The organism is Streptococcus sp. 27098_8_51, assembly GCF_041432205.1.
In the GTDB taxonomy this organism is placed as follows: domain Bacteria; phylum Bacillota; class Bacilli; order Lactobacillales; family Streptococcaceae; genus Streptococcus.
This window is the reverse complement of the sequence record NZ_JAPVZE010000012.1, coordinates 39,502-63,388: the sequence shown is the minus strand read 5'-3', so window position 1 is coordinate 63,388 and position 23,887 is coordinate 39,502. Positions and strand designations below refer to the sequence as shown.

Sequence of the window (23,887 nt, the reverse complement as noted above, 5' to 3'; positions counted from 1 at the left end):
TTGACCACTCCAGCTGAAGTGCAAAAAGGTGTGACTGCCAACACCAAAGATACAGTAGATGTTCCAGCTTCTTATTTGGATAGAGCCAACTTCCCAGGTCCATTCACAGCGGGTGTCAACCAAGTCATTCCATACGAATTCTTCGCTGGTGACGGCATGTTGACTCGCCTGATCTTGAAAGTCTCTGATAAGGCTCCATGGTCAGACAACGGAACAGCTAAAAATCCTGCTCTCCCACCAGTAGAGAAATTGGGCAAAGGCCTTTACTTCTATGAAGTGGATTTGGCTGGCACTCAAGGAAAATCTGACAAGGAACTACTTGACCTTTTGAAACAAAACGGCACTCAAAGCTATAAAGCTACTATCAAGGTGTACGGTGCGAAAGACGGCAAGCCTGACTTAACTAACCTCGTAGCGACTAAAGATTTGACTGTTAATTTGAATGGCTTGACCACACCAAATCAGGTCAAAGAGTCTGTTGTTAACAATGTCAAAGACATGATTGATGTTCCAGCTAGCTACCTTGATAAGGCTAAGGTTCCTGGACCTTTCTTGGCCGGTGTCAACCAAGTCATTCCATACGAAGCTTTTGGTGGAGATGGTATGTTGACTCGCCTCTTGTTAAAAGCTTCAGACAAAGCCCCATGGTCAGATAACGGAACGGCTAAAAATCCTGCTCTATTGCCACTTGAAGGCTTGGCTAAAGGCCAATATTTCTACGAAGTGGATTTGAATGGCAATACGGTTGGCAAAGAAGGACAAGCCCTTCTAGATCAACTTCGAGCTAACGGAACACATACATACCTAGCTACTGTTAAAGTCTATGGCTCTAAAGATGGCAAACCTGATTTGACCAATCTGATTGCTACTCGTCAAGTAACGATTCAGCTTCGTGGAAAAGAAATGGCGACAATACCATCTCAACAAGGTCAGATGAATACGAAGCCTTCTGAAACAGGCTCTACAGGTACGACTGAGGGTATGATGGGTACAAATCACCATATGTCAGATATGAAAGTAGATCAACCAGATTCTAGCCCAATGGCTAATATGATGAAAAAAGATGATAAAGCGATGTTACCAAATACTGGGGAAGCTAAAACAGCTACAGCTGGGCTTGGTATCTTTGGTCTAGCCTTGGCAGGTCTTGTTGGACTTTTGGGTTTGACAAGCAAACGAGAAGATTAAGATTCAAATCACTTAAACATTAGAGAAAATAGTGTTATACTAAAGCAAGTATAACACTGTTTTTATCGAAGGAGTGTCAGATGAAAAAGACAATTTTGCTGGTTGATGATGAAATAGATATTCTAGATATTCAAAACCGTTATCTTATACAGGCAGGTTACGATGTTTTGGTCGCCCATGATGGTAAGGAGGGATTAGAGCTTTTCAGAAAAAAATCTATCGACCTCATTATCACAGATATCATGATGCCCAATATGGACGGGTATGATTTTATCAGTGAAGTTCAGTATATCGCTCCGGATCAACCCTTCCTCTTTACAACTGCTAAGACAAGCGAACAGGATAAGATTTATGGATTGAGTTTGGGGGCAGATGATTTTATAGTCAAACCCTTTAGCCCACGCGAATTGGTTTTAAGAGTGAATAATATCTTGCGTCGCCTTAGCCGTGGAGGAGAGACCGAACAGATCGAGTTTGGTGACTTGGTAATCAACCATGTGACTCATGAGGTTCGCATTGGGGAGCAACCTTTGGAATTGACAGTAAAATCCTTTGAACTTCTATGGATATTAGCCAGCAATCCCGAGAGAGTCTTTTCAAAGACGGAACTTTACGAGAAGGTATGGCAGGAGGACTATGTAGATGATACCAATACACTCAATGTTCATATCCATGCTTTGAGGCAAGAGTTGACCAAGTATACAAATTCAAATGCTCCTGCTATCAAAACTGTCTGGGGTTTGGGTTATAAGATGGAAAGACCAAGAGGTAGAAAATGAAATTAAAAAACTATATTTTAGTGGGGTATCTAGTGTCGACTCTACTAACGATTTTGGTCGTTTTCTGGGCAGTCCAACGAATGTTGATCGAGAAAAGTGAAGTTTACTTTCTAGTTGGAATGACCATGATTGCTAGTTTCATTGGCGCTGCAGTGAGCATCTTTCTTTTGTCGCCTGTGTTCTCTTCTCTGAAACATTTGAAAAAACAAGCTCAGGATATAGCCAGCAAAGATTTCAGCACAGAAATTGAAACCAAAGGCCCATTAGAATTTCAAGAGCTAGGTCAGGCTTTTAATGACATGTCCCACAATTTGCAGGCTACCTTTCAATCACTTGATGAGAGCGAGCAAGAAAAGAGAATGATGATTGCGCAGCTCTCTCACGATATTAAAACTCCCATTACCTCCATTCAGGTTACTGTGGAGGGAATTCTAGATGGAGTGATTAAGGAAGAGGAACGGCTCCACTACTTAACCACGATTGGTCGGCAAACCGAGCGTCTAAACAAGCTAGTGGAGGAATTGGATGTTCTGACTCTTAACACCCAACCTCAAGATACTGCTGATGAAGAAGTCGAAGAGGTCTTTTTAGATCAGCTGTTGATTGAGTCAATGAGTGAATTTCAACTCCAGATTGAACAAGAGGAGCGAGATGTTTACATTCAAGTATCACCTGAGTCGGCGAAAATCAAGAGCCATTCTGACAAACTTTCTCGCATTTTGGTTAATTTGTTAAACAATGCCTTTAAATATTCAGAACCAGGAACCAGAATCGAGGTTCTTGCCCAATTAACAGAACAAGAGCTGACAATCAGTGTGAAAGACGAGGGTCAGGGGATCCTTCCTGAGGATTTGGAAAAGATCTTTAAACGACTTTATCGTGTGGAAACTTCGCGCAATATGAAGACAGGTGGGCATGGATTAGGTCTTGCGATCGCACGCGAACTAGCCCATCAGCTTGGTGGCGAAATCACAGCAGAAAGTCAATATGGCTTAGGAAGCAAGTTTACATTCAGCCTTAGTTTGAAATAAAGGCGTAAAATCCCTTTACAAATATAGCTTTTCATGGTACAATAGCCTTTGTGTGAAATAGCAGCAGGAAAGCATGAAGCTCGTCAACAGGTGTCTTATGACAAGTAACCTTGGCTGTTTAGGCGAAGGGCATCTGCACGAATCAGGGCTTTCTAAGTGACTATTTCCACCGAAATATTATTTATATCAGGAGGACATTCACATGTCACGTTATACAGGACCATCTTGGAAACAAGCTCGTCGCCTTGGCCTTTCACTTACAGGTACAGGTAAAGAATTGGCACGTCGTAACTACGTACCAGGACAACACGGACCAAACAACCGTTCTAAATTGTCAGAATACGGTTTGCAATTGGCTGAAAAACAAAAACTTCGTTTCACTTACGGTGTAGGTGAAAAACAATTCCGTAACTTGTTCGTACAAGCTACAAAAATCAAAGGCGGAATCCTAGGTTTCAACTTCATGCTTCTTTTGGAACGTCGTTTGGATAACGTTGTTTACCGTCTTGGTCTTGCGACTACTCGTCGTCAAGCTCGTCAATTCGTAAACCACGGTCACATCCTTGTTGACGGAAAACGCGTTGATATCCCATCATACCGTGTAACTCCAGGTCAAGTAATCTCAGTTCGTGAAAAATCATTGAAAGTTCCAGCAATCCTTGAAGCAGTAGAAGCTACTCTTGGACGTCCAGCATTCGTATCATTCGATGCTGAAAAATTGGAAGGTTCATTGACTCGCTTGCCAGAACGCGACGAAATCAACCCAGAAATCAACGAAGCACTTGTCGTTGAATTCTACAACAAGATGCTTTAATTTTAAGAAATATCTTACAGAAAGCCTACAACAGTGGGCTTTTTGCTTTGTCTTAAAAGGTTGATTTCTGGGTTTGCTTAGATATTTGCTAGATTGATTTCATTGCTGCTTCAAAGAATGAGACGGCTTTTTTTGCGTTCTCTTTTGAGAGGTAAAAAGAAGCGTGACCCTCCCACAGCTATAGAGCTTTTAGGCGGGAAAACCACACTTCTTTCTTGAATTAATTTTACATCATTTTGACTTAAAAAACAAATAGAGGCGTCCCACCTCCTACCGCAGAAAGATCTGTTTCAAGGGGAGATGGAAAACCTCTATTCGTTAATCTAATTATAGCCTAAAAAACTTTTAAATACAAGGCTATTGAGATAGTAAGGGGGAAAAAAGAAGTAACCATCATTCCGACCACATAGTAGACAGGGGGGAACAAGATTACTTCCTTTATTTACTTAAGTATACAACATTTTTACAAGAAAGCAAAGTAGCAGGTTAGTCTAATGGGGTGCTTGTTGTACTTTAGCAAGTAAGGTGTGCTATAATGCTTTTAACAGGAACTAAAAGCCATTAGTAAATAACTAATATTGGGTCATATTGTTCCGATGTTAGAGAGAAGGAACTTAATGAAATTATGGGAATATGTTGATAAAAATGTTCGCCTTATTTTAGAAGATGGGACCTCCATCAAGGGTAGGGTGGTTGATTGGTTTGACGGTTATGATTTAGATGGTCCTGACGAAATAGTTATAGGTGATCGCTCATATCCTGAAGATATTATCAAGAAAATCAAAATTATTAGTGCTTAGTTCAACCTAGGCGATTTTATCGACTAACTATAAAAAGTATAAGAACTATCGAAAAAATAGCAGAGAGGAAAATAAATGAGTAAACAGCTTTGGAAGTATCTTCGATCAAGGGTTCAGATAGTCACTAATTGCGATAAGATAATCAAGGGACGTGTCATAGACTTTGTTGACGAAATGGACAATGATGAGCAAGATGAAATCACTATTCTCATTGCTAATCCTAGTCCAGATGAAGCTACTGAAATTTCTCTCTTTGAGAGTGAGATTGTCTCGATTAAAACAATCTCATAGGACTTAGAACAATCTAGGTGCTTTTACCTGCCTTATTTGAAAGAAAACACTATGGAAAAGGATTTAGTTTATATGGCAATATTAGATGATTTACAAGAGTTATATGACAATGGTTGGGATGCCTCTTTTGATTATAATGGTCAAGTATGTGGGATTTTTCCTAATTCTGTTCATGATATTGTAGTGGTGATTGGAGATAAGGAATACCAGGTATCATCATTCATTGATCTGATTTCTCTAAAAATTGACGATAACACTTTAGTAGAAATTATGGATGGAATTGAAGTGCAGTATTATTAAAATAAAAATCATCTTTGATGAATGAACTGCACCCCAAAAATTAGATTTTGTCTGTTAAATTTTTGGAACGTAGCTCAATATGCTACAACGTTCTTATTAGGAGGGGAAGGGTAATGGGTTATAGTCAACAAGTATTAGACATGCTCCAGCAAACAGTCAGTGGTCAGATTGATAATTTTTGGGATTTTTCCTTTACGTTTAACGCTCTTTTTGGAGAAGATGCGGAATTTTCCGAGGCTTGGGATAATGAAAACTCTGAAATGTTTGACGCTCTCAATGACTTTGAGTTGATGATATTTTTAGAGGAACATGATCCAAGCGACAAACAAGGTTTTATCGATTTCTTAACACCTTACTACGAAAAAGCAAAGCAATTAGCCAATATTGAAAGGAATATTTAAATGACACTCTGGAAATTTAACCGTACAGATGTAATTATCACGTTAAAAAATGGCGCGGTAGTTAGAGGATTTGTAGAAGACTATTGTGACGCCTCTGACAATGACGAGGAGATTGACTCCTTGCTGGTAGATGTTGATGGAACTCTTTATGAATATTTTGAAGATGAAATCGTCAGCATCATAGAAAGCTAGTAGTGGGAATAGAATCTAAGGAAAAAATCTTGTTTGTTGAGATTGTTTTAGTTGGGATGGTCCTATATGAAAAAGGATGAAATTAAAAAATATTTAGACAAAGATCTTGAATTTAATTATAATAGCCGAGGTGCTTGCTTTTTATCGAGTATATGTGTAGTTGGTTATGATTATGAAGGTCAGCAGTTTGATACAATTGATGAAGCTATGGAAGCTAAAGTATTTGACGGGAAAAGCTTAGTAGATATATGGGATGAAGTTTTTCCACAAGTTTTTTAAAATGAAAAGCACCTTTGATGAACTGCACCCCAAAAGTTAGATTTTTTCTGTCTAACTTTTGGGGTGCAGTTCAAATGTATGAGATATTTTTAGTTTTGATTTAATTTCGATATTTTTCCGGAAAATACTTATTTTTCGGAAAGTCAAGATTTTGTTATTATTTATGATATACTGGTACCGTAATTATATCCTTACAGAGGTTAAGTAAGGGTTTCAGTACACGTCAATAGATGTCAAAATATTGATTTTAAGCGATTTTTGATTTTTGGAAACTCATTATATCGCACTACAAATCAATAAAAACTCTACCTTTTACTCTACCTTTTTTAGATAAATATATCATCTGGATATTGAAGTTAAGCCCTGCTATCATTTCGATGGCAGGGCTTTTTAATGTTTGGGACACTACCTTCTTATCTATATTTTGATGGAGCTGAAGTTGACATCTACAAAGTTTAATGTTAAAATACATTCAAAAATATATTTGAATGAGGTGCTTTATGGTTCAAAATGTTGTTACTTCAATAATCCTGTATTCTGGGACAGCCGTAGACTTACTTATTATCCTAATGTTATTTTTTGCCAAAAGAAAAAGCAGAAAAGACATCATTAACATCTATTTAGGACAATTTCTAGGCTCTGTTAGTCTAATATTGCTAAGTTTACTTTTTGCATTTGTCTTAAATTATATTCCTAGTAAAGAGATTTTAGGTTTGCTCGGTTTGATTCCAATTTTCCTAGGACTCAAAGTTTTGCTTTTAGGAGATTCTGATGGAGAAGCTATTGCAAAAGATGGTTTGCGCAAAGATAATAAAAACCTGATTTTTCTAGTCGCTATGATTACTTTTGCAAGTTGTGGTGCTGACAATATTGGTGTTTTTGTCCCATATTTTATTACCTTAAATTTAGCGAATTTGATAGTGGCTTTACTTACCTTTCTAGTCATGATTTATCTCTTGGTTTTTTCTGCCCAAAAATTGGCACAAGTCCCTTCTGTTGGAGAAACTTTGGAAAAATATAGCAGATGGTTTATTGCCGTTGTTTATTTAGGACTGGGGATGTATATCCTGATTGAAAACAACAGCTTTAACATGCTAAGGACTGTGTTCGGCTAGGAGAAAAAATTATGAAAAAAGATAGTATCTGCCAAGTGAATATTATAAATCAGCAAAATGTTACAACCGCAACGAACTACCTTGAAAAGGAAAAAGTCCAAAAATCACTTCGTATTTTATCAAAGTTTACCGATAATAAACAGATAAATATCATCTTTTATCTCCTTGCTGTTGAAGAACTCTGTGTCTGTGATATAGCCTGTTTACTAAATCTCAGTATGGCATCTGCCTCCCACCATCTTCGTAAACTAGCCAATCAAAACATCTTGGATACTAGAAGAGAGGGGAAAATTATATATTATTTTATAAAAGATGAGGAAATCAAAGACTTTTTTAATCAACTAGGATAACAACTATTTTTACTACTTTATCATGATTATATATAGGACTTATCTATGAAATTTTTTGATAAAAATTACTCACATGAAAGACTACTCGTAGCAAATCTTTAAGAAAAAAGTATAATTTAAAGCAAAGCGACCTAGGTAATGCAGGTCAAGTTAGCCAAGTTTAAAAGGGAGAAATCTGAAAGAAAATGTATCTTTGATAGTAGTCATTTATTGTGAAATATGATATATTTATTAATTAGATGGATGAATACTTCTAGAGTTAAATATAGCATAATAGGGACAGACTTTTTGGTTTATTTTTGTTTGTAGTCGGATTATGAAAGAATATCCAATATTATGCGATAAGATAGAATGTTACAAAAAAGAAAGGGGATGCAATCCGATGAAGAAAGACAGATTAATTGTATTGACAGATGCTGTTCTAGCAATTATTATGACCATCTTGATTTTAGAGTTAGACAAACCAACAACACCAAGTCTTGAAGCTTTTTGGGATTTACGGCAAAATTTCTTTGCTTGTTTTCTTTCCTTTTTCTGGTTGGGATCGTTATGGATGGCACTAAACACATTATGGGAAAAGGTTGAGAAAATTTCCTCAGAAATTATTTGGTGGAATTTGTTTCTACTCTTGGAGCGGCAGGAGTTCTCTTTGGAGAATTTCATGCCATCCAAGATACCAGTCTGAATGATGTGGTGGACCGGATCTATATAAATGTCAAGGATTTACCGTTTCAGTCCTTGGGAGCTTTAGCTAATATCCTGTCTGATGTTAAGAAGGGACTGATTCAAGACAGTCATATCTGGTCTTTCTTCCAGTCATTTTTCAAACAATATCAGTTGATAATCAGCTTAAATCAGATCTATCAGTTTGTCTATCTTTCTCTGATGGAGATCATGTCCTATCTTCACTTTGATTATTGGAAAAAACGGCTCGGTCAGGAGCTAGTATGAATAAGGAGAACAAATGAGACGTTTAAAAATGTTATGGCATATTATACAGGTTACGGGTTTTACTCGGTTTGCTCTGAGTTTTGTGACCTTTGTTTTTGGGTCAGGAGGCGTGCTTTTCCTAGTTGAACCTGCTATCACAAATTACGGAGACGGTCTTTGGTATGCTTTTGTGACTTCGACGACTGTCGGCTACGGGGATCTCCTAGCTGTGACCTTGATTGGAAGGATTACCAGTGTCTTCTTGACGATTTATGGGCTCATATTTTTTGGCTGTTTATCAGCTGTTATTATTAATTATTATACCGATTTAAATAAGGAAAGAGGAGAGGACAAATGACTGCCAATTATTCAACACGGGAATACCGTGAGAAATTATACGATGACCTTCATGTTCGATTGAGAGATACAGCGATTTTGATGTGTGCAATTTTTATTGCCTCTATCGGTCTAAATATGAATTCAACAGCTGTTATTATTGGAGCCATGTTAATTTCACCTCTCATGACACCGATTGTTGGACTGGGATTCGGTTTAGCTATTTTTGATACGCGTTTAATCAAGCAATCTCTAGAGGTTTTATTGACTCAAGTGTTGGTCAGTTTGCTTGTCTCGACTCTGTATTTCTGGATTTCTCCCTTGTCTTATGCAAGTAGCGAGTTGATCGCACGAACCTCTCCAACCATTTGGGATGTTCTCATTGCTATTGCTGGTGGGATTGCTGGTGTGATCGGTTCAAGGAAAAAAGAAGCAAACAATATCGTGCCAGGAGTAGCCATTGCTACAGCTTTGATGCCGCCTATCTGTACTGCTGGCTATGGTTTAGCTAATGGGAATGTACGATTTTTATTGGGGGCTCTCTATCTTTTCTTGATCAACTGTGTCTTTATCATGCTAGCCAACATTGTTGGAACAAGAATTTTGATGAGAAAATCTCCTTTAACTTCATTTAAAGAGCTGAGCATTAAAATGAGAATTGGCTTGATTTCTTTGATTGTATTGTTGATTCTTCCAGCTAGCTATTCGGCAGTTACTCTGACAATAGAACAAGCGCGCAAAGAAGGGATCAAACAGTTTGTAGGAAAAGAGTTCGCCAATTATACGGTTATTAATCAAGTCTACAAGTCAAGTAACAATGAATTGGTCTTGACGGTTGTTGGAGATCCGATTTCAGAAGAAGAATTAGAAACACTCCACCAAAAACAAGCCTCTTACGGTATTCAATCTGTTCAATTGAAAGTGAATCAAGTTCAGAACTCGCCAACATTAGATAGTGAAGCGACCAAGGAATTTTATGAAAACATTGACAAGTATATTGATCAAAAACTCTCTGAAAAAGATTCACAAAACGATCTCGTAAAAGAAAATGAAGCAGACAAGGATTGAGGACAATGAACTGAATCGGTTTTTACGCCGTGTTTTTCTTGTATCTTCCTCTTTCTTACTTATAGCAGGTTGTTTTTGCTTGAATAAGAAATAAATTAGAAGTTCTATCATCTAAGAAAAATGATGAAAAAAATCATTTAACTAATGGTGTGAACGTTTAGTGTTTATCAGCTCCATTCTCTGTAATTTTGGGGGTAAAATCCACACCATTTAGATAAAATTAGTTGAATTTGATTGGAAAAACGCTTTTATAAAAGCGGAGAAAAGTCTTGATATTACGCTGTTTTTAGTCCAACTGAAATTCATACTTTCCAAACCAGGTCTTACGATTTGTAAGTAAAAGAGCAAATAAAAAAGAGGAGCTTGACACTAAAGTTCCTCTTCTTTTTAAATAAACGAATCAGTTTCTTATTACATAAAAGGTAGTGAAAAAGGTAGTGATTCGATTGATTCATATCGCAATGTAGTGAAATTTCGAAATTCAAGAATTGCTTTAAATCAAGGTTTCTAAAGTCTACTGACGTGTAGTGAACCCTTATTTAACCTCTGTAAGGAATACTTAAAATCTATTTTAGTTGTGATAAACCCTATTAAATCAATGTTTATAAGCTATTGATTTGGATAAAATTGTCAGAGGTTGCCAAAAAGGTTGCCATGAATTTTATGAGGTTAGCTCTGCAATTTTATTTAGATAAATATCTACCGCTTGTGTTTGATTTTTAGGGGCAAGCTCGGCATATATGTCCATAGTAGTTTTGATAGACTTATGTCCCATACGAACCTGTAACTCTTTCCAGTTCATACCTGCATTTAACATCATAGAAGCGTGTGTGTGGCGGAATAAGTGAAAACCATAGTCAGGTAGACCAACTTCTTGTAATCGTCTTTTGAGTGTCGCACGTTCATTCCTATCGCACATATAATTTCCGTAAATAGTTGGGAAAATCAACTTACTTTTTGAAAGACCGTTCTTCTTGAAATAAAGATTCATTTCATCATGGAAGTTTTGAAGTTGCTCAATAATTTGGTACGGAACAGCTATTTTTCTATTGCCCGAATCAGATTTAGGAGTATTTTTACAAACAACCTTTCCTTTTAATCCTAACTTAGGTTTCGCATTTTTCCAAACAAGAGTTTTAGTGACTAATATTTCAGAACTTTCAAAATCAAGGTCATAGATAGTCAAAGCTAATAGCTCATTGATTCTCATTCCTGAAGCAAGTAGACTGTCGCAGATAACTTTAAATCGCCGATTAGCCCTAGTATTAGATAAAGTATCAACGAAATTTAGCCAGATAGTTAAATCTTCATCATGAAGAACCATAATGCGTTTTTGATTGCTTTTAGGTTTTGGGGGAATTTTGATAGATTGAGCAGGATTATACTTTAATTCAAAGTGTGTTATTCCAAAATCGAAAATCTCTCTTAATTTGTGAGCGATTGCTCCGAAGTCTTTCGCGCTTCCTTTTTTAGCTCGCTTATTGCCGGCATCGACAGATTTTTTCGATTTTTGGGCAAGCTCGTTAATCCAATTTTGTATATCGGAGGAAGTGATTTTATCTGGTTGATAGTGTCCGAATTTGGGTAATATATAGGTATCAAGATAATTTCTCACTCGATTGAGAGTATTATCTGAACTAACCCAAGTTTCGTAGTTTGAAAACCAAAGTTCAGCTAATTCTAATAATGTAGAGATACTAAAAGATTCTTGTCTTGTTGAACCGCTTTCTTCAAAATCAAGTTTAGCTTGTGTAATTTTGCGATCTAAGGACCTCAGGGTTTTCGCTGTTATTGTTGTTTTTACAGGTTTTCCTGTTTTTGTATCTAAACCTAGATAAATACTCTTTGCTGAATAACTAATCTCGCCATTGTCCTTTACTTTCTTGAGGACGGTTTTCCCTTTATGGATAATTTTTTCTATATTCATTGCTGCTCTCTTCAATCAATCGAAGAATTGAAAAAAGCTAAAATAGATAGTATCTCACTTTCTTTTTTGATACTCTTATTTTAGCATATTTCACTTCTAGTTGTGACTTAAAAACTCTAAAACGGTATCAATATGATAGTAAACGGTTCTAGTACCCTCAATAGGTGGTTCTAAACGTTTAAGACCTCTATTTTCCCATGACCTCAATGTATTTGGAGATATACTCAGTAAATCTAATAACTCTTTTTGAGTATAAATAATGCCAGTTCTATTTTTTTCACTATTTAAATGTTTTAGTAGGTCAATCACGGTAAGAAGCATGAGTTCGATTTGCTTTAAATCAAAATTATTGCTAGACATACTATTCTCTCTTTCTTTGGTAAATATAATTGAAATATGAGATAATAGCAGTAGGGGTAAGCTACTGCTTATCTCTTGCTAATCTGCAACATCACTTTTAGGCTTCTTGGCGGAATCTTTAGGAGTGATGTTGTTTTTTTGGTAAAAGATTTGAAAGGCATCTTCCAGAAAATCTTTAAAATTTAGTTTTGACAGTTCATCACCGAATTTGTTTAACCATATCCCAACATCTGGATTTGGGATATAGTTGAATTCGTATTCTTGAACTAACCTGATGATGAAGTGATTACGGGCTTGCGTACCCCAAATTTCCTCAATTTTCCTTAGAAGTGGATAAAATCCGCTACCTTTTAACAAATAAGAAATGGTTGCTAATAAATCATTATTTCGGGAGTTTAAGGATTCAAGCTCTGGGAAGATACCAAAACCTTTAAGTAAATCACTAGTGAATGGCAACAGTTGACCAGTCTCTGCATCATGGAAACAATATTTATCAATCATTTTGTTGACAATGAGCTTGCTCAAATCTTGAGAGCTATCAATAGCAAGCAATAAGGTTAGAATTTGATTGCTATAAGTACCTTTATAGGAAGCCTCCATGCGTACCCAAGAATTGCAATACTTAGTTAAGTGCATATAGCGACCTTGATTATCTAATTGTTCCTGATACTTGTTATAGATCCGCAACAGAGCATTTACATTCTTTTTCTTGCTACCAATATATATCGTTTGCGCTTGACCATTCACTTCTTGAGCGCTAATGTTAGAAATATTTTTACGTCCTTTATGATTGGTGATAATATATTTTTTGATTTTTAACCCTTGGTAAAGGTCATTGACAGCCATTGGATAATTAAAGTAATCAACAGCAAGGTCAATACGAGAAAGGCGCAAATCATAATAGTCAGCGTACAGCAGTTGTGCTATATTATGAACGTCAATTGCTTCACTATAATAGTCTTGATAGGAGGCTTTATAGTGAGACAAAGCTGATGCAGAAATTTTTAGGATAATTCCCATAGTGAAGTTAGTCTGATGCCAAGCAATCGCAAAGTAATAGGGGAGATTCTGAAAGGTAAATCCCTCTGTATAACCTGCTGGTGGGGTTTTTAGTGGAATATAATTTCCAAAGAGAACTGGGAGGGATAGCTTTTCTGCTACTGTTTCAGACAGCGATAAAGCAATTTGATGCCAATTATCAGGATATTCTCCTACAGTATCTTCTGTCGGTTGGATGACAAATGTAGCTTCATCGACACTGGTCATAATGACTGGGTTATGGTCGTTATCTTTTTGAAGATACTTTTCAATTTCATTTTTACAAATCATTTTATTTTCTTTCTATCCGCCTAAAGAGTGAAAGTTAACTGGGCGGAAAATATTGCTTTAGTTAACTATTTATTGTAATGTAGCGAAATTTCTACGCTTTTATTCTCTCACAGTTTCAGGAAGTAATCACCCTAAATAAAAAGTTATAGAATAACGTTGATATAACAGCATTTTAAGGGAATTGAGCATTTTACCCTAAAGTGGAATTTACATAGCTTTAGAACAAGGTCAAATGGAACGGGGGTCTTCACATGTCCCCCGTATAACAGCCAGCTAAAGCTGGCGAGGCTGTAAGACCATCTGATTCTCTAAAGTGAATCAGGGTCAACAGCCTCTTCATCAAGAAAATAGCAGTCTGAACGTTGAACAGCCTCCCGAATCAGTTTTTCTAAAGGAGGTAAATTATGACTTGGTACAAGTATATGACGACTATCTTGCCCATCTATCTTCATGTAGCCGACACCTCTTGGATTGTTTCGCACAATGTCATCTTTTTCATCAGAGAAGAGCATTGAGACCGTTTCTTTAGATAATTTGCCTAGTGCAATTACTGTACCTATAGAATCACGTGATAACCCCAAGCTTGCTTTATGGGCATCTTGCTGGGAAATAATGACAAAAATTGAAAAGGACCGTCCTAGTTGAATAAGGCGAGTATAGTCTTTAATAGCTTGTTCACGCTCCTTTTTGTCTAGGCTATTTTGCCACGCATTGAACTCATCGAAGCAAACCACTACAAATTCTCTGGAACTATCGATTCCTTTTTGGCGATTTTCAAGGATTTTTAATCCTAGAGTAAGTAATTCTGAAACCTCATCAAATCGCTTAAATCCTTTACAGCCATTTAGAAAGGCAAAGTCTGTATCAGCTTTGTAATCACCAATAAGGAACGTTGCTTCTGGGTAGGTACAAGCAAACCTTGCTAAAAAGACCTTTGTTGCATAGGTCTTACCTGAGCCTGAGGAGCCTACCAAAAGAGCGTGAGGTACACGCTCAACTGGTATATCCCAGAAAAAATGATTTCTGTACTCAAATAGATTTTTATCAAGAAAGCATTTCATCTGTTAATACTCCTATTTAGAACTGTAAGAAAACTGAATTCCCAAATTTAGATAATACTGATTATTATACCGTAACAGTTTTCCAAATTGAGGCGTAACAGAAAGCCTCAGCCCTTTGTCTGACCAGCTTTCATAGGTTGTAGATTCAGCTAGGTATTTGTTAAACTGTGTTAAAAAGACTTGTTGAACATAGCTTTCTTCATTGATATCAGGTTTCTTTGATAACATAATTGGAAAACTAACAAAGTGAGAGCTATTGTCATCGTTACTTTGCAAGAATCGAATGTAGCGACTATCAAAAAGAAGTTTTTGACCTGAAACAGTGGCGCTTTCTTCAATTACCTGTTCAATATCTGCTGTGATTGTTGGAAGGTTTAACTGAAGCGTCTGAGCCTGTTTCTGCTTTTCTCTAATTTCACTTACCCTAAGAGCTAAATAAAGAAATCCAGCAAATAAGATAATCAACCAAGATATAAACGACATAGAATAATTCCTTTCTAAGGATAAGGGGAGATACCCCCCATTACCCATTAAACCAATTCAATAAAAGCAGACTTAGCTTTTACTGAGAGCGCAGCACGATTTCCACTGTTATAAGCATTGATAGAAACACCTTCAAGAACAATTTCTACTTTTTCGTCAAATAAAGTTGTAAAATCAGATACATTAACCATATCAGCCTTGATATTTGTTTGATTGAATCGACCGTCTGGAGTTCGTACACCGATAGTCAAATTTGTTTGACCAGTGCTGAGACCAGATGTATAGTCTTTTACTTCCGATGCGCCAATAAAGCGACCCTGCAATGTTGTTTGTGTAGCTTCCATAGGCTACCTCTTTTCTAACCGTTTTATTAAATACATCAAAAAATTCACGGCTTTTCAAATTTATTGAAGATATGTATTGTGTGATAGCTACCTCACATCTTAATTATTCCATAAAAACTGACAAGACTTTACCTAAATTCACTTAAAATATAAGTAATAATTTTTCTTGGTTTTTTTAAAAGATTTTTTTCTGTTCTCACTATTGTTTAAAGCTTGCTACATAGCACTTTCAGTGGAATAGAATTTATTATTTATCGAGATTATTTGGTTCAAAAAAAAATAAATTTTTGTAAGATTGTTATTGAAAACGTTTTACCCTAAACTTTTATAAAACCCCGTTAATATCTTGACCTTTAAAATGTATTAATGCTAAAATGATACATAAACTTTTTTGTGTAAAGGATGTTTGCTATGGAAGAAAAAAAAGAAGAACGCATGCTTGTTGCAGTTACAGTTAATTTGATGCACAAAATGGAAGAATTTAAAGGTTTTAAAGAAGAACAAGGGATTAGTGGAGATTATGAAGCTAAAATTGCTTATCTAGCAGAAAAGTTTCACATGAGCGACCAGACAGCAGAAAATTTGTTGTCTGGTAAGGTAGTTTCTAAAAATAATTATTTAGCTATTTTTCCTTCCTTTGACAAAGATAATATAAACGAAAAATCTACTGCATTAGAAAGATTTGCAGAGACTATTGTGGATGAAATAGAGAAGGAAAATGAAGATTATATTACAGAAGTATCTAATATAATCACTAATAAATTAGAAAAACTTGATTTAAAAAATATGGCAAAAGCTGTATTATCAGATGATAAACGAGTGGAATCATTAAAAAACTCCATAATATCAAGCTTAAAAAGTGTAAAGTTCCCAAATAAGAAAACTAAAATTAATGACTACGCTCTAATTGTATGGATTGATCACTTTTATAAGAGTATCTCTGAACAAGATAATCTATTTGAAATTATTAGCAAATTAGATACTCTGTCGAAAGCTATTGAATATCTTCCTCTTGTTGAAAAACTATTGGAGTCTGAAGAAAATATTGAAATATTATCTCGGTTAGATAATCGTCTTGATTCATTGATGTTAGTTGAACGTCTGGAAGAGTTAGGTTTATTGGATTGCATTGAAAAAGCAACTAGTGGACTAGCGGGAATGAATGAATTTAACATTAAATTTGGAAAAACTTATGATAAATTTGTTTTATTAGATTGGTTATTCAATAATGCTAAGAAAGCATTGAATGGTGAAGATATACCTAAATTTATTCACAGTCAGACTAAAACAGAGCATGATATAAAGAGAGAAACTAAAAATTAAATTAGCAAATTTAAAAAAGCCAAGTTCAAAAATACTTGGCTTAATTTATTTGTTTTAATATATCTCGGAGAGCCTTTATAGTAGGTTCTCTTTTTTCTGTCGGTAGATTTCTAATATCTTCAATGAGTTGTGAAAACTCTCCGCTTTGATTTTGATTTTCAATATTAAAAAAAGTATTCATATCAACTTCAAGTGCTTGTATAATTTTTTCAATGGTTTCGAGCTTAACGTTTAATTGTTTATTTTCTAACCTATAGATATAGTTAAAACCCAAATCAGCTTTTTCTGCTAGATATTCTTGTGTCATCCCGCTTTTCAGTCTTAGAAGTCTGATTTGTTTTGCAACAAATTCTCTTAAATTTATTTTTTCAGTCATGATAGTACCTCATAACTATCATACAAGTTTATCTCATTGAATAAATCGTTATCAAAAGACTGAAATTTTTGCAATAATAATATTTAAAAGACTGAAAATATGGTATAATATTATTCATAAAACAGTCTTTTAAGACATAAAGGAGTTTACATGCTAGAATCAAACACGCAAGGTCACGGAACCATCAAGAAATTGCGCACAGGTGCAGTTATTTCAACGCTTGCAATCTCGGCTCTAGGGGTATCTACTACGGTATCAGCTAGTGAGACTGAAGTTGCGGTTAATGAGCCAGCAACTAGGGTAGTTGCTAAGGACGAGGTTAAACCTAAAGTTCCTAGTCAAGCGGATGTTGACAAGGCTAAAGCTGAATTGGATAAGGCTAATCAGGATGTAGCTAAGCAAAAAGAAGTAGTTGCATCTACTGAAGCAAACATTGCAGATGCTGAAAAGACTATCGCTGACACTACTAAAAAGGTAGAAGAAGCTAAGACTGTTACACCTGAAAAGGTAGCTGAGGCTAAGGCAGATGCTGACAAGAAAGCCAGTGAGCTTGCGACTGCTGAAAAGGCTGTAACTGATGCTGATAAGTCTGTATCTGCAACTGCTGAAAAGGTTGAAGACCAAACTAAGGTAGTATCCGATGCTGAAAAGACTGCTACAGATGCATCTAACAAGGTAGCTGAAGCTCAAAATAAAGTAGATTCTCTTTCATCTACTACAGATATTCATACACTTGACAAAGAAGCTTATGGTCTTACTGTAAAAGTTAGAGTTGACGAGCGAAAGGTAGATGAAGCTCAGAAAAAACTTGACGACGGTAAAAAGGCTGTTGCAGATAAAGAACAGGCTATAAAAGATACCCAAGACAAGATTTCTTCTGCAGAAAAAGTGCTTAAACAAGCTACTACAGACCTTAACGATGCTAAAGCTAACCAATCTCAAAAAGAAGAAGCAGTTAAAGCAGCCAAATCCGATCTTGACCGTGCTAAAGAAGAGTTGTCTGACCAAGGTGGTAAATATACCGTCAACGTAAGTCAGGAGTATGTAAATCTCCTTAAACAGTACATTTCTAATCCAAGCAAGGAGCTTTCCGACCAACTAAAAGCGCTCGCTTTCAAAGAGTACGAGAAGTTTGGTAAAATTACTTTCGATGGTGGGGAAGTTTATCGTTACGACTTGAACTACCCTCAAGCATCTAAGAAAGACCTTAACACAAAGGTAGATATTAACAATCTTGAATATGAAACTCGTAAAGAGCTTTCTTTATTCGCAGCAGACCTTATCAACCAACTTCGTAAACAATTCGGTACAGACCCTGTTAAAGTTACAGAAGATGCAATTCGTATTGCTAATGAAGTTGCTCGTACCTCTAAAGAAGAGTATGGTCACGACTTCGATGCTCTTAGCAAGGTAGGAGAAAAAGACAACGGTTTACTTTTGGGTGAGCTTGCAGGTTTCAGTGACGACGAAACAACTACTGTTGCAGACCTTAAACGTCGTATCTATGACGATATCTTGTCTATGTTGTTTGACGACTCTCATGCTAAGTGGGGGCACGCAAACTCCCTCAGTGGGGTACTTCCAGAAAACCCTAATGTTGGGTACATGCAGTACACTGGTCTTGGTTTTCGTTCTAACAAGCGTTTTACTTCTGTAATCCACTATATCAAGATTTCAGATAACTTACTCTCAAACAATTCAAAATTTGATAAGACGAAAGTAGTTACAGCACCAAGTCAACAAGAACAGCTTGCAGAATTGCAAGAAAAAGTAAACTTGGCTGAGAAGTCTTACATCGGTGCATACTCAGCCCTCAAGGAAGCTGAAAACGGGGTATATCTTGCTAAGACTAGGTATGGTAAAGCTGACGATGACCTTTATTTTGCTCGCAGACACTTGTCCGATATCCAATTGAACAAGATTGACGTTCCAGCTCTTGAAAAGGCTCTCGAAGAAGCTAAAGCTCAGTTGGCTGAAGACAAACAAGCCCTAAAAATTGCCGAAGAAGTTCTTGAACTAGCTAAAACAAACGCTATTGACAAGGCTAAGTCTCTTGCAGAGGCTAAAAAGGCTCTTGCAACTGCCAAAGCTGAAAAAGCAACAGCAGACAAGGCTCTTGAAACTGCCAAAGGTGAATTGGAAGTTCTTACTAAAGCTCATGATGTAGCAGTTTTGGCTCGTAAGTCAGCTGGTCAAGACCTTGCTCGTAAACGTGAAGCGTCTAAAGAAGCTACTGATACCTATACAGTTCTTGAACTCGCCCTTACTAAACGTGATGAAGTCCTTAAGGCTTTGAACAAAGAGCTTACTGATACTAAATCTAAGCTTGGTGTACTTCGTGCTGAGTTGGAGACTGCTAAGGAAGAGTTGGCTCGCCTTGAGGGTATCGCTGAAGCTAAGGCTCGTGGGTATGAAAACTTTAAGCAACTCAAAGCTGAACACGACGCATACCTTGCAGAACAACAACGCTTGCAAGCTTTGAAAGACAAAGAAGATGCAATCCGTAAAGCAGGTGGTCAACCAAAAGAAGTTACTGACGCAACTGGTAAAGTTGTTGATGTTGTGGATGCAAAAGCACAGGCTAAAGCAGTAATTGCAACAGTAGGAACTAAAGATGATAGAATATATCAAGCTCCTGCAAAAACCATAAATGTAAAAGCAGAATCTAAGAAGCAACTTCCAAATACAGGAACAAAGGAGTCGATGCTAGGATTACTAGGTTTGGGGTTGCTAGCAAGTTTAGGATTAGGGTATACCAAAAAGAACTTAAGAAAGTAAAAAATAAAAAATCTTCTTACTTATTGTAGGAAGATTTTTTTGGATTCCTAAAATTTATTGAAAAGACTGCGCTATTCCAACAATTTTTAGGAATGAAAAAAGTCCTAGAAAATTCTTAGGACTTTACATTCTTCGATTGTTGACTTTCTTTTTTATTTCAAAAAAGGTTGCCAAAAAGGTTGCCATAAAACTGATTTCAAATGATTTGTAATGAAACTCAATATTTCAAAAACCGCATGAAATCAAGGATTTCAGCATGTACTGAAATGTAATGAAACCTTATTTAACTTCTGTAAACACAACGTGTTTGCGAAGTTTTGGTGAGTATTTCTTCAATTGAAGACGGTCTGGAGTGTTACGTTTGTTTTTAGAAGTAAGGTACAAGCGTTCACCAGATTCTTTGTGTTCAAGTGTGATATTTACGCGCATGGTATCTCCCTTCTATTATTCAGCTGATGCAGCTTTAGCGATTTTACGTCCTTTGTAGTATCCTTTAAGTGATACACGGTGAGAACGTGAGTAATCTCCAGTAGTTTCGTCAAAGTTTACAGATGGAGCTGTTACTTTGTAGTGGGTACGACGTTTGTTTTTCTTCGCTTTTGAAGTGCGACGTGCAGGTACTGCCATTTTGATTTCTCCTTTTAAGATATAATTCAGTTAGGTTTGATTTTCATCAACTTTAATAGTATATCAAAACTTTTTTGTAAAGTAAAGTTACTTGACAAAAAAAAGATGAAAAAATTCTCCTGTCCGATCTAGCAGACAGGAGAAGGTGTTAAATATCAATCTCAAATGGTTCGTCAATGGTTTCTGATACGTATTTTCCGTCTTTCTTCCGTTGCTTGACACACTCTGTAAGGAGATATTCGATTTGCCCATTGACTGAACGAAAGTCGTCTTCTGCCCATGATGCGAGTGCAGCGTATAACTTTGTTGAGAGTCGAAGGGGAATCTGCTTTTTTTTAGCTTCAGCCATCTTTAGTAAAGACTTCCTGCGTTGACAATTGGTTGTGCATCATGATTACCACAGAGAACGACTAGGAGATTTGAAACCATGGCAGCTTTTCGTTCTTCGTCAAGTTCTACCAATTCTCCTTCATTGAGACGTTCTAGTGCCATTTCAACCATTCCCACAGCGCCGTCTACAATCATCTTACGGGCATCAATAATGGCAGATGCTTGTTGGCGTTGAAGCATAACAGCTGCAATTTCTGGTGCATAAGCTAGATAAGTGATACGTGCTTCAAGGATTTCCAAGCCAGCATCTTCTACGCGACTTTGGATTTCTTCACGAATACGGTTAGCTACAATTTCACTAGAGCCACGGAGACTACCTTCATCTGCTTGTCCATCCCCTGTAGTATCTACATTAGGAGACACATCGTAAGGATAGATGCGGACAATATTACGAAGGGCGCTATCACACTGCAATGAGAGATATTCTTTATAGTTATCAACGTTGAAGACTGCTTTGGCTGTATCGACAACTCTCCAAGTTACCGCAATTCCAATTTCAACAGGGTTACCTAAGCAATCGTTAATCTTTTGACGGGAATTGCTCAAAGTCATAACTTTGAGGGAAATCTGTTTCTTGCCAATTTCAAGGTTTACATCATTGCCATTTGATGATTTCATTCCTGAAAAAGGAGATTTTGTGCTAACATCACCACTTTGACCAAGTCGAGTGTGGTTTGCAGGGTTGACTGCTATGCTAAAAGGATTGACAAAGTAAAAACCAGGTTCTTTGATGGTACCTGTATAATTACCAAAGAGGGTCAAAACCAGAGCTTCCTGAGGTTTGACAACTTTTAAACCAGCATGAGCTAGAACTGAAATTAAGATTAATAAAAGACCGATAATAATTCCAAAAACGTTTTCCGAACCAGCACCCATTATAAATATAAAGATACCAAGTACGAGTGTCAATTCAATGAGAATTAATGCGAATACACCATTTGGTTTTGAATTGATTAGTTTTTCAGTCATAAGAATGACCTCCTGCTTTATGATATCTAAATGATATCACTTTAATTTATAAAGTCAAGAAATAAATGTAACATTTTTAAAGAAAATATTGCTGTATAGAATTTTCTGAAAATTCAAGAATTTTATTCTGTTCTTCATGCGGAAATTGTGCTATAATGGTAAAAACTGAAATGGGAGGGAACAAATGACAGAATTAGATACACGTCACCGCAGTAGCGTTTATGACAGTATGGTGAAATCACCAAACCGTGCCATGCTTCGTGCCACTGGAATGACAGATAAGGACTTTGAAACACCGATTGTGGGAGTGATTTCAACTTGGGCGGAAAATACACCATGTAACATTCACTTGCATGATTTTGGGAAATTGGCTAAAGAAGGTGTCAAATCTGCGGGCGCTTGGCCTGTTCAGTTTGGAACCATTACCGTAGCAGACGGGATCGCCATGGGAACGCCTGGTATGCGTTTCTCTCTAACATCTCGTGACATCATCGCGGACTCTATTGAGGCTGCGATGGGTGGTCACAACGTGGATGCCTTTGTCGCTATCGGTGGCTGTGACAAGAACATGCCTGGTTCTATGATTGCCATTGCCAATATGGATATTCCAGCTATTTTCGCCTATGGTGGTACTATTGCACCGGGAAATCTTGATGGCAAAGACATTGACTTGGTTTCTGTCTTTGAGGGTATCGGAAAATGGAACCATGGTGACATGACAGCTGAGGACGTGAAACGTCTCGAATGTAATGCCTGCCCTGGCCCTGGTGGCTGTGGTGGTATGTATACAGCTAATACCATGGCAACTGCTATCGAAGTTCTCGGTATGAGTTTGCCAGGATCTTCATCTCATCCAGCTGAATCAGCTGACAAGAAAGAAGATATCGAAGCAGCAGGACGTGCTGTTGTCAAGATGCTGGAGCTTGGTCTCAAACCATCAGATATCTTGACTCGTGAAGCTTTTGAAGATGCCATCACTGTAACTATGGCTCTCGGTGGTTCTACAAATGCCACTCTTCACTTGCTTGCCATTGCCCATGCGGCTAATGTTGACTTGTCACTTGAGGACTTCAATACGATCCAAGAGCGCGTGCCTCACTTGGCTGACTTGAAACCATCTGGTCAGTATGTCTTTCAAGACCTCTACGAAGTCGGTGGTGTCCCTGCGGTTATGAAATACCTCTTGGCAAATGGTTTCCTTCATGGCGACCGCATCACATGTACTGGTAAGACAGTCGCTGAAAACTTGGCTGACTTTGCAGACCTTACACCAGGCCAAAAAGTCATTATGCCACTTGAAAATCCAAAACGTGCAGACGGTCCGCTTATCATCTTGAATGGGAACCTTGCCCCTGATGGTGCGGTTGCTAAAGTATCAGGTGTGAAAGTGCGTCGCCACGTTGGACCAGCTAAGGTCTTTGACTCAGAAGAAGATGCTATCCAGGCTGTTCTGACAGATGAAATCGTTGATGGCGATGTAGTTGTTGTCCGTTTCGTTGGGCCTAAGGGTGGTCCTGGTATGCCTGAGATGCTATCCCTTTCATCCATGATCGTTGGTAAAGGTCAAGGAGACAAGGTTGCCCTCTTGACGGATGGACGCTTCTCTGGTGGTACTTATGGTCTGGTTGTCGGACATATCGCTCCTGAAGCTCAGGATGGTGGACCGATTGCTTACCTCCGTACAGGTGATATCGTTACGGTTGACCAAGATACCAAAGAAATTTCCATGGCCGTATCAGAAGAAGAACTTGAAAAACGCAAGGCAGAAACAACATTGCCACCTCTTTACAGCCGTGGTGTTCTCGGTAAATATGCCCATATCGTATCATCTGCTTCACGCGGAGCCGTGACAGACTTCTGGAATATGGACAAGTCAGGTAAAAAATAAACTTAAAAAGCAAGCCATTTTCGGCTTGCTTCTTTTCATCTTCAAAAGTGATTTGCCTGCTTATACTCAATAAAAATCAAAGAGCAAACTAGAAAGCTAGGCGCAGGTTGCTCAAAGCACAGCTTTGGGGTTGGAGATAAAGCTGACGTGGTTTGAAG

Annotated in this window: 31 protein-coding genes; 19 read left to right on the top strand and 12 right to left on the bottom strand. The window is 37.3% G+C overall.

Going from position 1 to position 23,887, the window contains the following annotated elements; genetic code table 11:
* From O3622_RS07870 to O3622_RS07825, 10 genes are all read left to right on the top strand, one after another.
* Positions 1–1,188: SSURE domain-containing protein (locus O3622_RS07870; protein WP_371607299.1), on the top strand; the 1,188-nt coding region annotated here is incomplete at its 5' end.
* An 80-nt stretch (positions 1,189–1,268) separates the two neighbouring features.
* Complete coding sequence (locus O3622_RS07865) at positions 1,269–1,967, top strand: response regulator transcription factor (RefSeq protein WP_000751223.1); 699 nt, start codon at positions 1,269–1,271, stop codon at positions 1,965–1,967.
* Positions 1,964–2,998, top strand: a complete 1,035-nt coding sequence (locus O3622_RS07860; RefSeq protein WP_371607298.1) for a sensor histidine kinase — start codon at positions 1,964–1,966, stop codon at positions 2,996–2,998. The genes O3622_RS07865 and O3622_RS07860 overlap by 4 nt, the downstream gene beginning before the upstream one ends.
* A gap of 202 nt (positions 2,999–3,200) precedes the next feature.
* Entirely contained in the window at positions 3,201–3,812 is a 612-nt protein-coding gene (gene rpsD / locus O3622_RS07855; protein WP_000092756.1) for a 30S ribosomal protein S4, read from the top strand.
* Positions 3,813–4,429: 617 nt separating this feature from the next.
* A complete protein-coding gene (locus O3622_RS07850) occupies positions 4,430–4,612 on the top strand; it encodes a hypothetical protein (RefSeq protein ID WP_000780387.1) in 183 nt (60 codons plus the stop codon).
* 75 nt (positions 4,613–4,687) lie between these two features.
* Positions 4,688–4,903: a hypothetical protein gene (locus tag O3622_RS07845; RefSeq protein WP_000043341.1), complete on the top strand. Its 216-nt coding sequence runs from the start codon at positions 4,688–4,690 to the stop codon at positions 4,901–4,903.
* A gap of 72 nt (positions 4,904–4,975) precedes the next feature.
* On the top strand, positions 4,976–5,203 hold the full coding sequence (locus tag O3622_RS07840; protein ID WP_009013763.1) for a hypothetical protein: 228 nt from the start codon (positions 4,976–4,978) through the stop codon (positions 5,201–5,203).
* Between the two features lie 113 nt (positions 5,204–5,316).
* Positions 5,317–5,604: a hypothetical protein gene (locus O3622_RS07835; RefSeq protein WP_000542381.1), complete on the top strand. Its 288-nt coding sequence runs from the start codon at positions 5,317–5,319 to the stop codon at positions 5,602–5,604.
* Entirely contained in the window at positions 5,605–5,796 is a 192-nt protein-coding gene (locus tag O3622_RS07830; protein ID WP_000177340.1) for a hypothetical protein, read from the top strand.
* A gap of 66 nt (positions 5,797–5,862) precedes the next feature.
* Positions 5,863–6,075 carry a hypothetical protein gene (locus O3622_RS07825; protein WP_000710706.1) on the top strand — a complete coding sequence of 71 codons (213 nt, stop codon included), beginning with the start codon at positions 5,863–5,865 and terminating at the stop codon, positions 6,073–6,075.
* Positions 6,076–6,361: 286 nt separating this feature from the next.
* Here the strand turns inward: O3622_RS07825 and O3622_RS07820 are convergent, their stop codons facing one another.
* On the bottom strand, positions 6,362–6,547 hold the full coding sequence (locus O3622_RS07820; protein ID WP_009013804.1) for a hypothetical protein: 186 nt from the start codon (positions 6,545–6,547) through the stop codon (positions 6,362–6,364).
* 28 nt (positions 6,548–6,575) lie between these two features.
* Here O3622_RS07820 and O3622_RS07815 point away from each other — a divergent pair, with 28 nt between their 5' ends.
* The 6 genes from O3622_RS07815 (at position 6,576) to O3622_RS07790 (ending at position 9,874) form a co-directional block, all read left to right on the top strand.
* A complete protein-coding gene (locus tag O3622_RS07815; RefSeq protein ID WP_000250556.1) occupies positions 6,576–7,190 on the top strand; it encodes a CadD family cadmium resistance transporter in 615 nt (204 codons plus the stop codon).
* Positions 7,191–7,201: 11 nt separating this feature from the next.
* Complete coding sequence (gene cadX / locus O3622_RS07810) at positions 7,202–7,540, top strand: Cd(II)/Zn(II)-sensing metalloregulatory transcriptional regulator CadX (protein ID WP_000711083.1); 339 nt, start codon at positions 7,202–7,204, stop codon at positions 7,538–7,540.
* Positions 7,541–7,922: 382 nt separating this feature from the next.
* Positions 7,923–8,225, top strand: a complete 303-nt coding sequence (locus O3622_RS07805; RefSeq protein ID WP_371607297.1) for a TMEM175 family protein — start codon at positions 7,923–7,925, stop codon at positions 8,223–8,225.
* Positions 8,150–8,491: a hypothetical protein gene (locus O3622_RS07800; protein WP_000397556.1), complete on the top strand. Its 342-nt coding sequence runs from the start codon at positions 8,150–8,152 to the stop codon at positions 8,489–8,491. The genes O3622_RS07805 and O3622_RS07800 overlap by 76 nt, the downstream gene beginning before the upstream one ends.
* A 13-nt stretch (positions 8,492–8,504) precedes the next feature.
* A complete protein-coding gene (locus tag O3622_RS07795) occupies positions 8,505–8,828 on the top strand; it encodes a potassium channel family protein (protein WP_001253404.1) in 324 nt (107 codons plus the stop codon).
* Entirely contained in the window at positions 8,825–9,874 is a 1,050-nt protein-coding gene (locus O3622_RS07790) for a DUF389 domain-containing protein (RefSeq protein WP_000126416.1), read from the top strand. The genes O3622_RS07795 and O3622_RS07790 overlap by 4 nt, the downstream gene beginning before the upstream one ends.
* Before the next feature lie 661 nt (positions 9,875–10,535).
* Here the strand turns inward: O3622_RS07790 and O3622_RS07785 are convergent.
* The 6 genes from O3622_RS07785 to O3622_RS07760 all read right to left on the bottom strand — a co-directional run bounded on the left by O3622_RS07785 (position 10,536) and on the right by O3622_RS07760 (position 15,378).
* Positions 10,536–11,801 carry a site-specific integrase gene (locus tag O3622_RS07785; protein ID WP_254734124.1) on the bottom strand — a complete coding sequence of 422 codons (1,266 nt, stop codon included), beginning with the start codon at positions 11,799–11,801 and terminating at the stop codon, positions 10,536–10,538.
* 96 nt (positions 11,802–11,897) lie between these two features.
* The gene (locus O3622_RS07780; protein ID WP_049538669.1) at positions 11,898–12,161 is read right to left on the bottom strand and encodes a MerR family transcriptional regulator; all 264 of its coding nucleotides are present in this window, start codon (positions 12,159–12,161) and stop codon (positions 11,898–11,900) included.
* Positions 12,162–12,239: 78 nt separating this feature from the next.
* Positions 12,240–13,490 (bottom strand): replication initiation factor domain-containing protein, encoded by a 1,251-nt coding sequence (locus O3622_RS07775; RefSeq protein WP_254734125.1) that lies wholly within the window; start codon positions 13,488–13,490, stop codon positions 12,240–12,242.
* Positions 13,491–13,798: 308 nt separating this feature from the next.
* Positions 13,799–14,551: a cell division protein FtsK gene (locus O3622_RS07770; protein WP_254734126.1), complete on the bottom strand. Its 753-nt coding sequence runs from the start codon at positions 14,549–14,551 to the stop codon at positions 13,799–13,801.
* 12 nt (positions 14,552–14,563) lie between these two features.
* Positions 14,564–15,034, bottom strand: a complete 471-nt coding sequence (locus O3622_RS07765) for an RNA-binding protein (protein WP_254734127.1) — start codon at positions 15,032–15,034, stop codon at positions 14,564–14,566.
* A 47-nt stretch (positions 15,035–15,081) separates the two neighbouring features.
* On the bottom strand, positions 15,082–15,378 hold the full coding sequence (locus O3622_RS07760) for a hypothetical protein (protein ID WP_049530009.1): 297 nt from the start codon (positions 15,376–15,378) through the stop codon (positions 15,082–15,084).
* Between the two features lie 411 nt (positions 15,379–15,789).
* Here O3622_RS07760 and O3622_RS07755 point away from each other — a divergent pair, with 411 nt between their 5' ends.
* On the top strand, positions 15,790–16,701 hold the full coding sequence (locus O3622_RS07755) for a hypothetical protein (RefSeq protein WP_254734128.1): 912 nt from the start codon (positions 15,790–15,792) through the stop codon (positions 16,699–16,701).
* Positions 16,702–16,741: 40 nt separating this feature from the next.
* Here O3622_RS07755 and O3622_RS07750 read toward each other — a convergent pair whose 3' ends face one another.
* The gene (locus O3622_RS07750) at positions 16,742–17,077 is read right to left on the bottom strand and encodes a helix-turn-helix domain-containing protein (RefSeq protein WP_047206714.1); all 336 of its coding nucleotides are present in this window, start codon (positions 17,075–17,077) and stop codon (positions 16,742–16,744) included.
* A 150-nt stretch (positions 17,078–17,227) separates the two neighbouring features.
* Between O3622_RS07750 and O3622_RS07745 the strand changes: the two genes are divergently transcribed.
* A complete protein-coding gene (locus O3622_RS07745; protein ID WP_371607296.1) occupies positions 17,228–19,855 on the top strand; it encodes an SEC10/PgrA surface exclusion domain-containing protein in 2,628 nt (875 codons plus the stop codon).
* Positions 19,856–20,134: 279 nt separating this feature from the next.
* Here the strand turns inward: O3622_RS07745 and rpmG are convergent, their stop codons facing one another.
* The 4 genes from rpmG to O3622_RS07725 all read right to left on the bottom strand — a co-directional run bounded on the left by rpmG (position 20,135) and on the right by O3622_RS07725 (position 21,841).
* Positions 20,135–20,284, bottom strand: a complete 150-nt coding sequence (rpmG, locus tag O3622_RS07740; RefSeq protein WP_001265622.1) for a 50S ribosomal protein L33 — start codon at positions 20,282–20,284, stop codon at positions 20,135–20,137.
* Positions 20,285–20,299: 15 nt separating this feature from the next.
* The gene (rpmF, locus tag O3622_RS07735) at positions 20,300–20,482 is read right to left on the bottom strand and encodes a 50S ribosomal protein L32 (protein ID WP_000290417.1); all 183 of its coding nucleotides are present in this window, start codon (positions 20,480–20,482) and stop codon (positions 20,300–20,302) included.
* Between the two features lie 148 nt (positions 20,483–20,630).
* Positions 20,631–20,831, bottom strand: coding sequence for a PTS ascorbate transporter subunit IIC (locus O3622_RS07730; RefSeq protein WP_000796544.1), 201 nt, complete (start codon positions 20,829–20,831; stop codon positions 20,631–20,633).
* 2 nt (positions 20,832–20,833) lie between these two features.
* Complete coding sequence (locus O3622_RS07725; protein ID WP_000136839.1) at positions 20,834–21,841, bottom strand: SPFH domain-containing protein; 1,008 nt, start codon at positions 21,839–21,841, stop codon at positions 20,834–20,836.
* 184 nt (positions 21,842–22,025) lie between these two features.
* Here O3622_RS07725 and ilvD point away from each other — a divergent pair, with 184 nt between their 5' ends.
* Positions 22,026–23,729: a dihydroxy-acid dehydratase gene (gene ilvD / locus O3622_RS07720; protein ID WP_000137380.1), complete on the top strand. Its 1,704-nt coding sequence runs from the start codon at positions 22,026–22,028 to the stop codon at positions 23,727–23,729.
* Positions 23,730–23,887 lie beyond the last annotated feature (158 nt).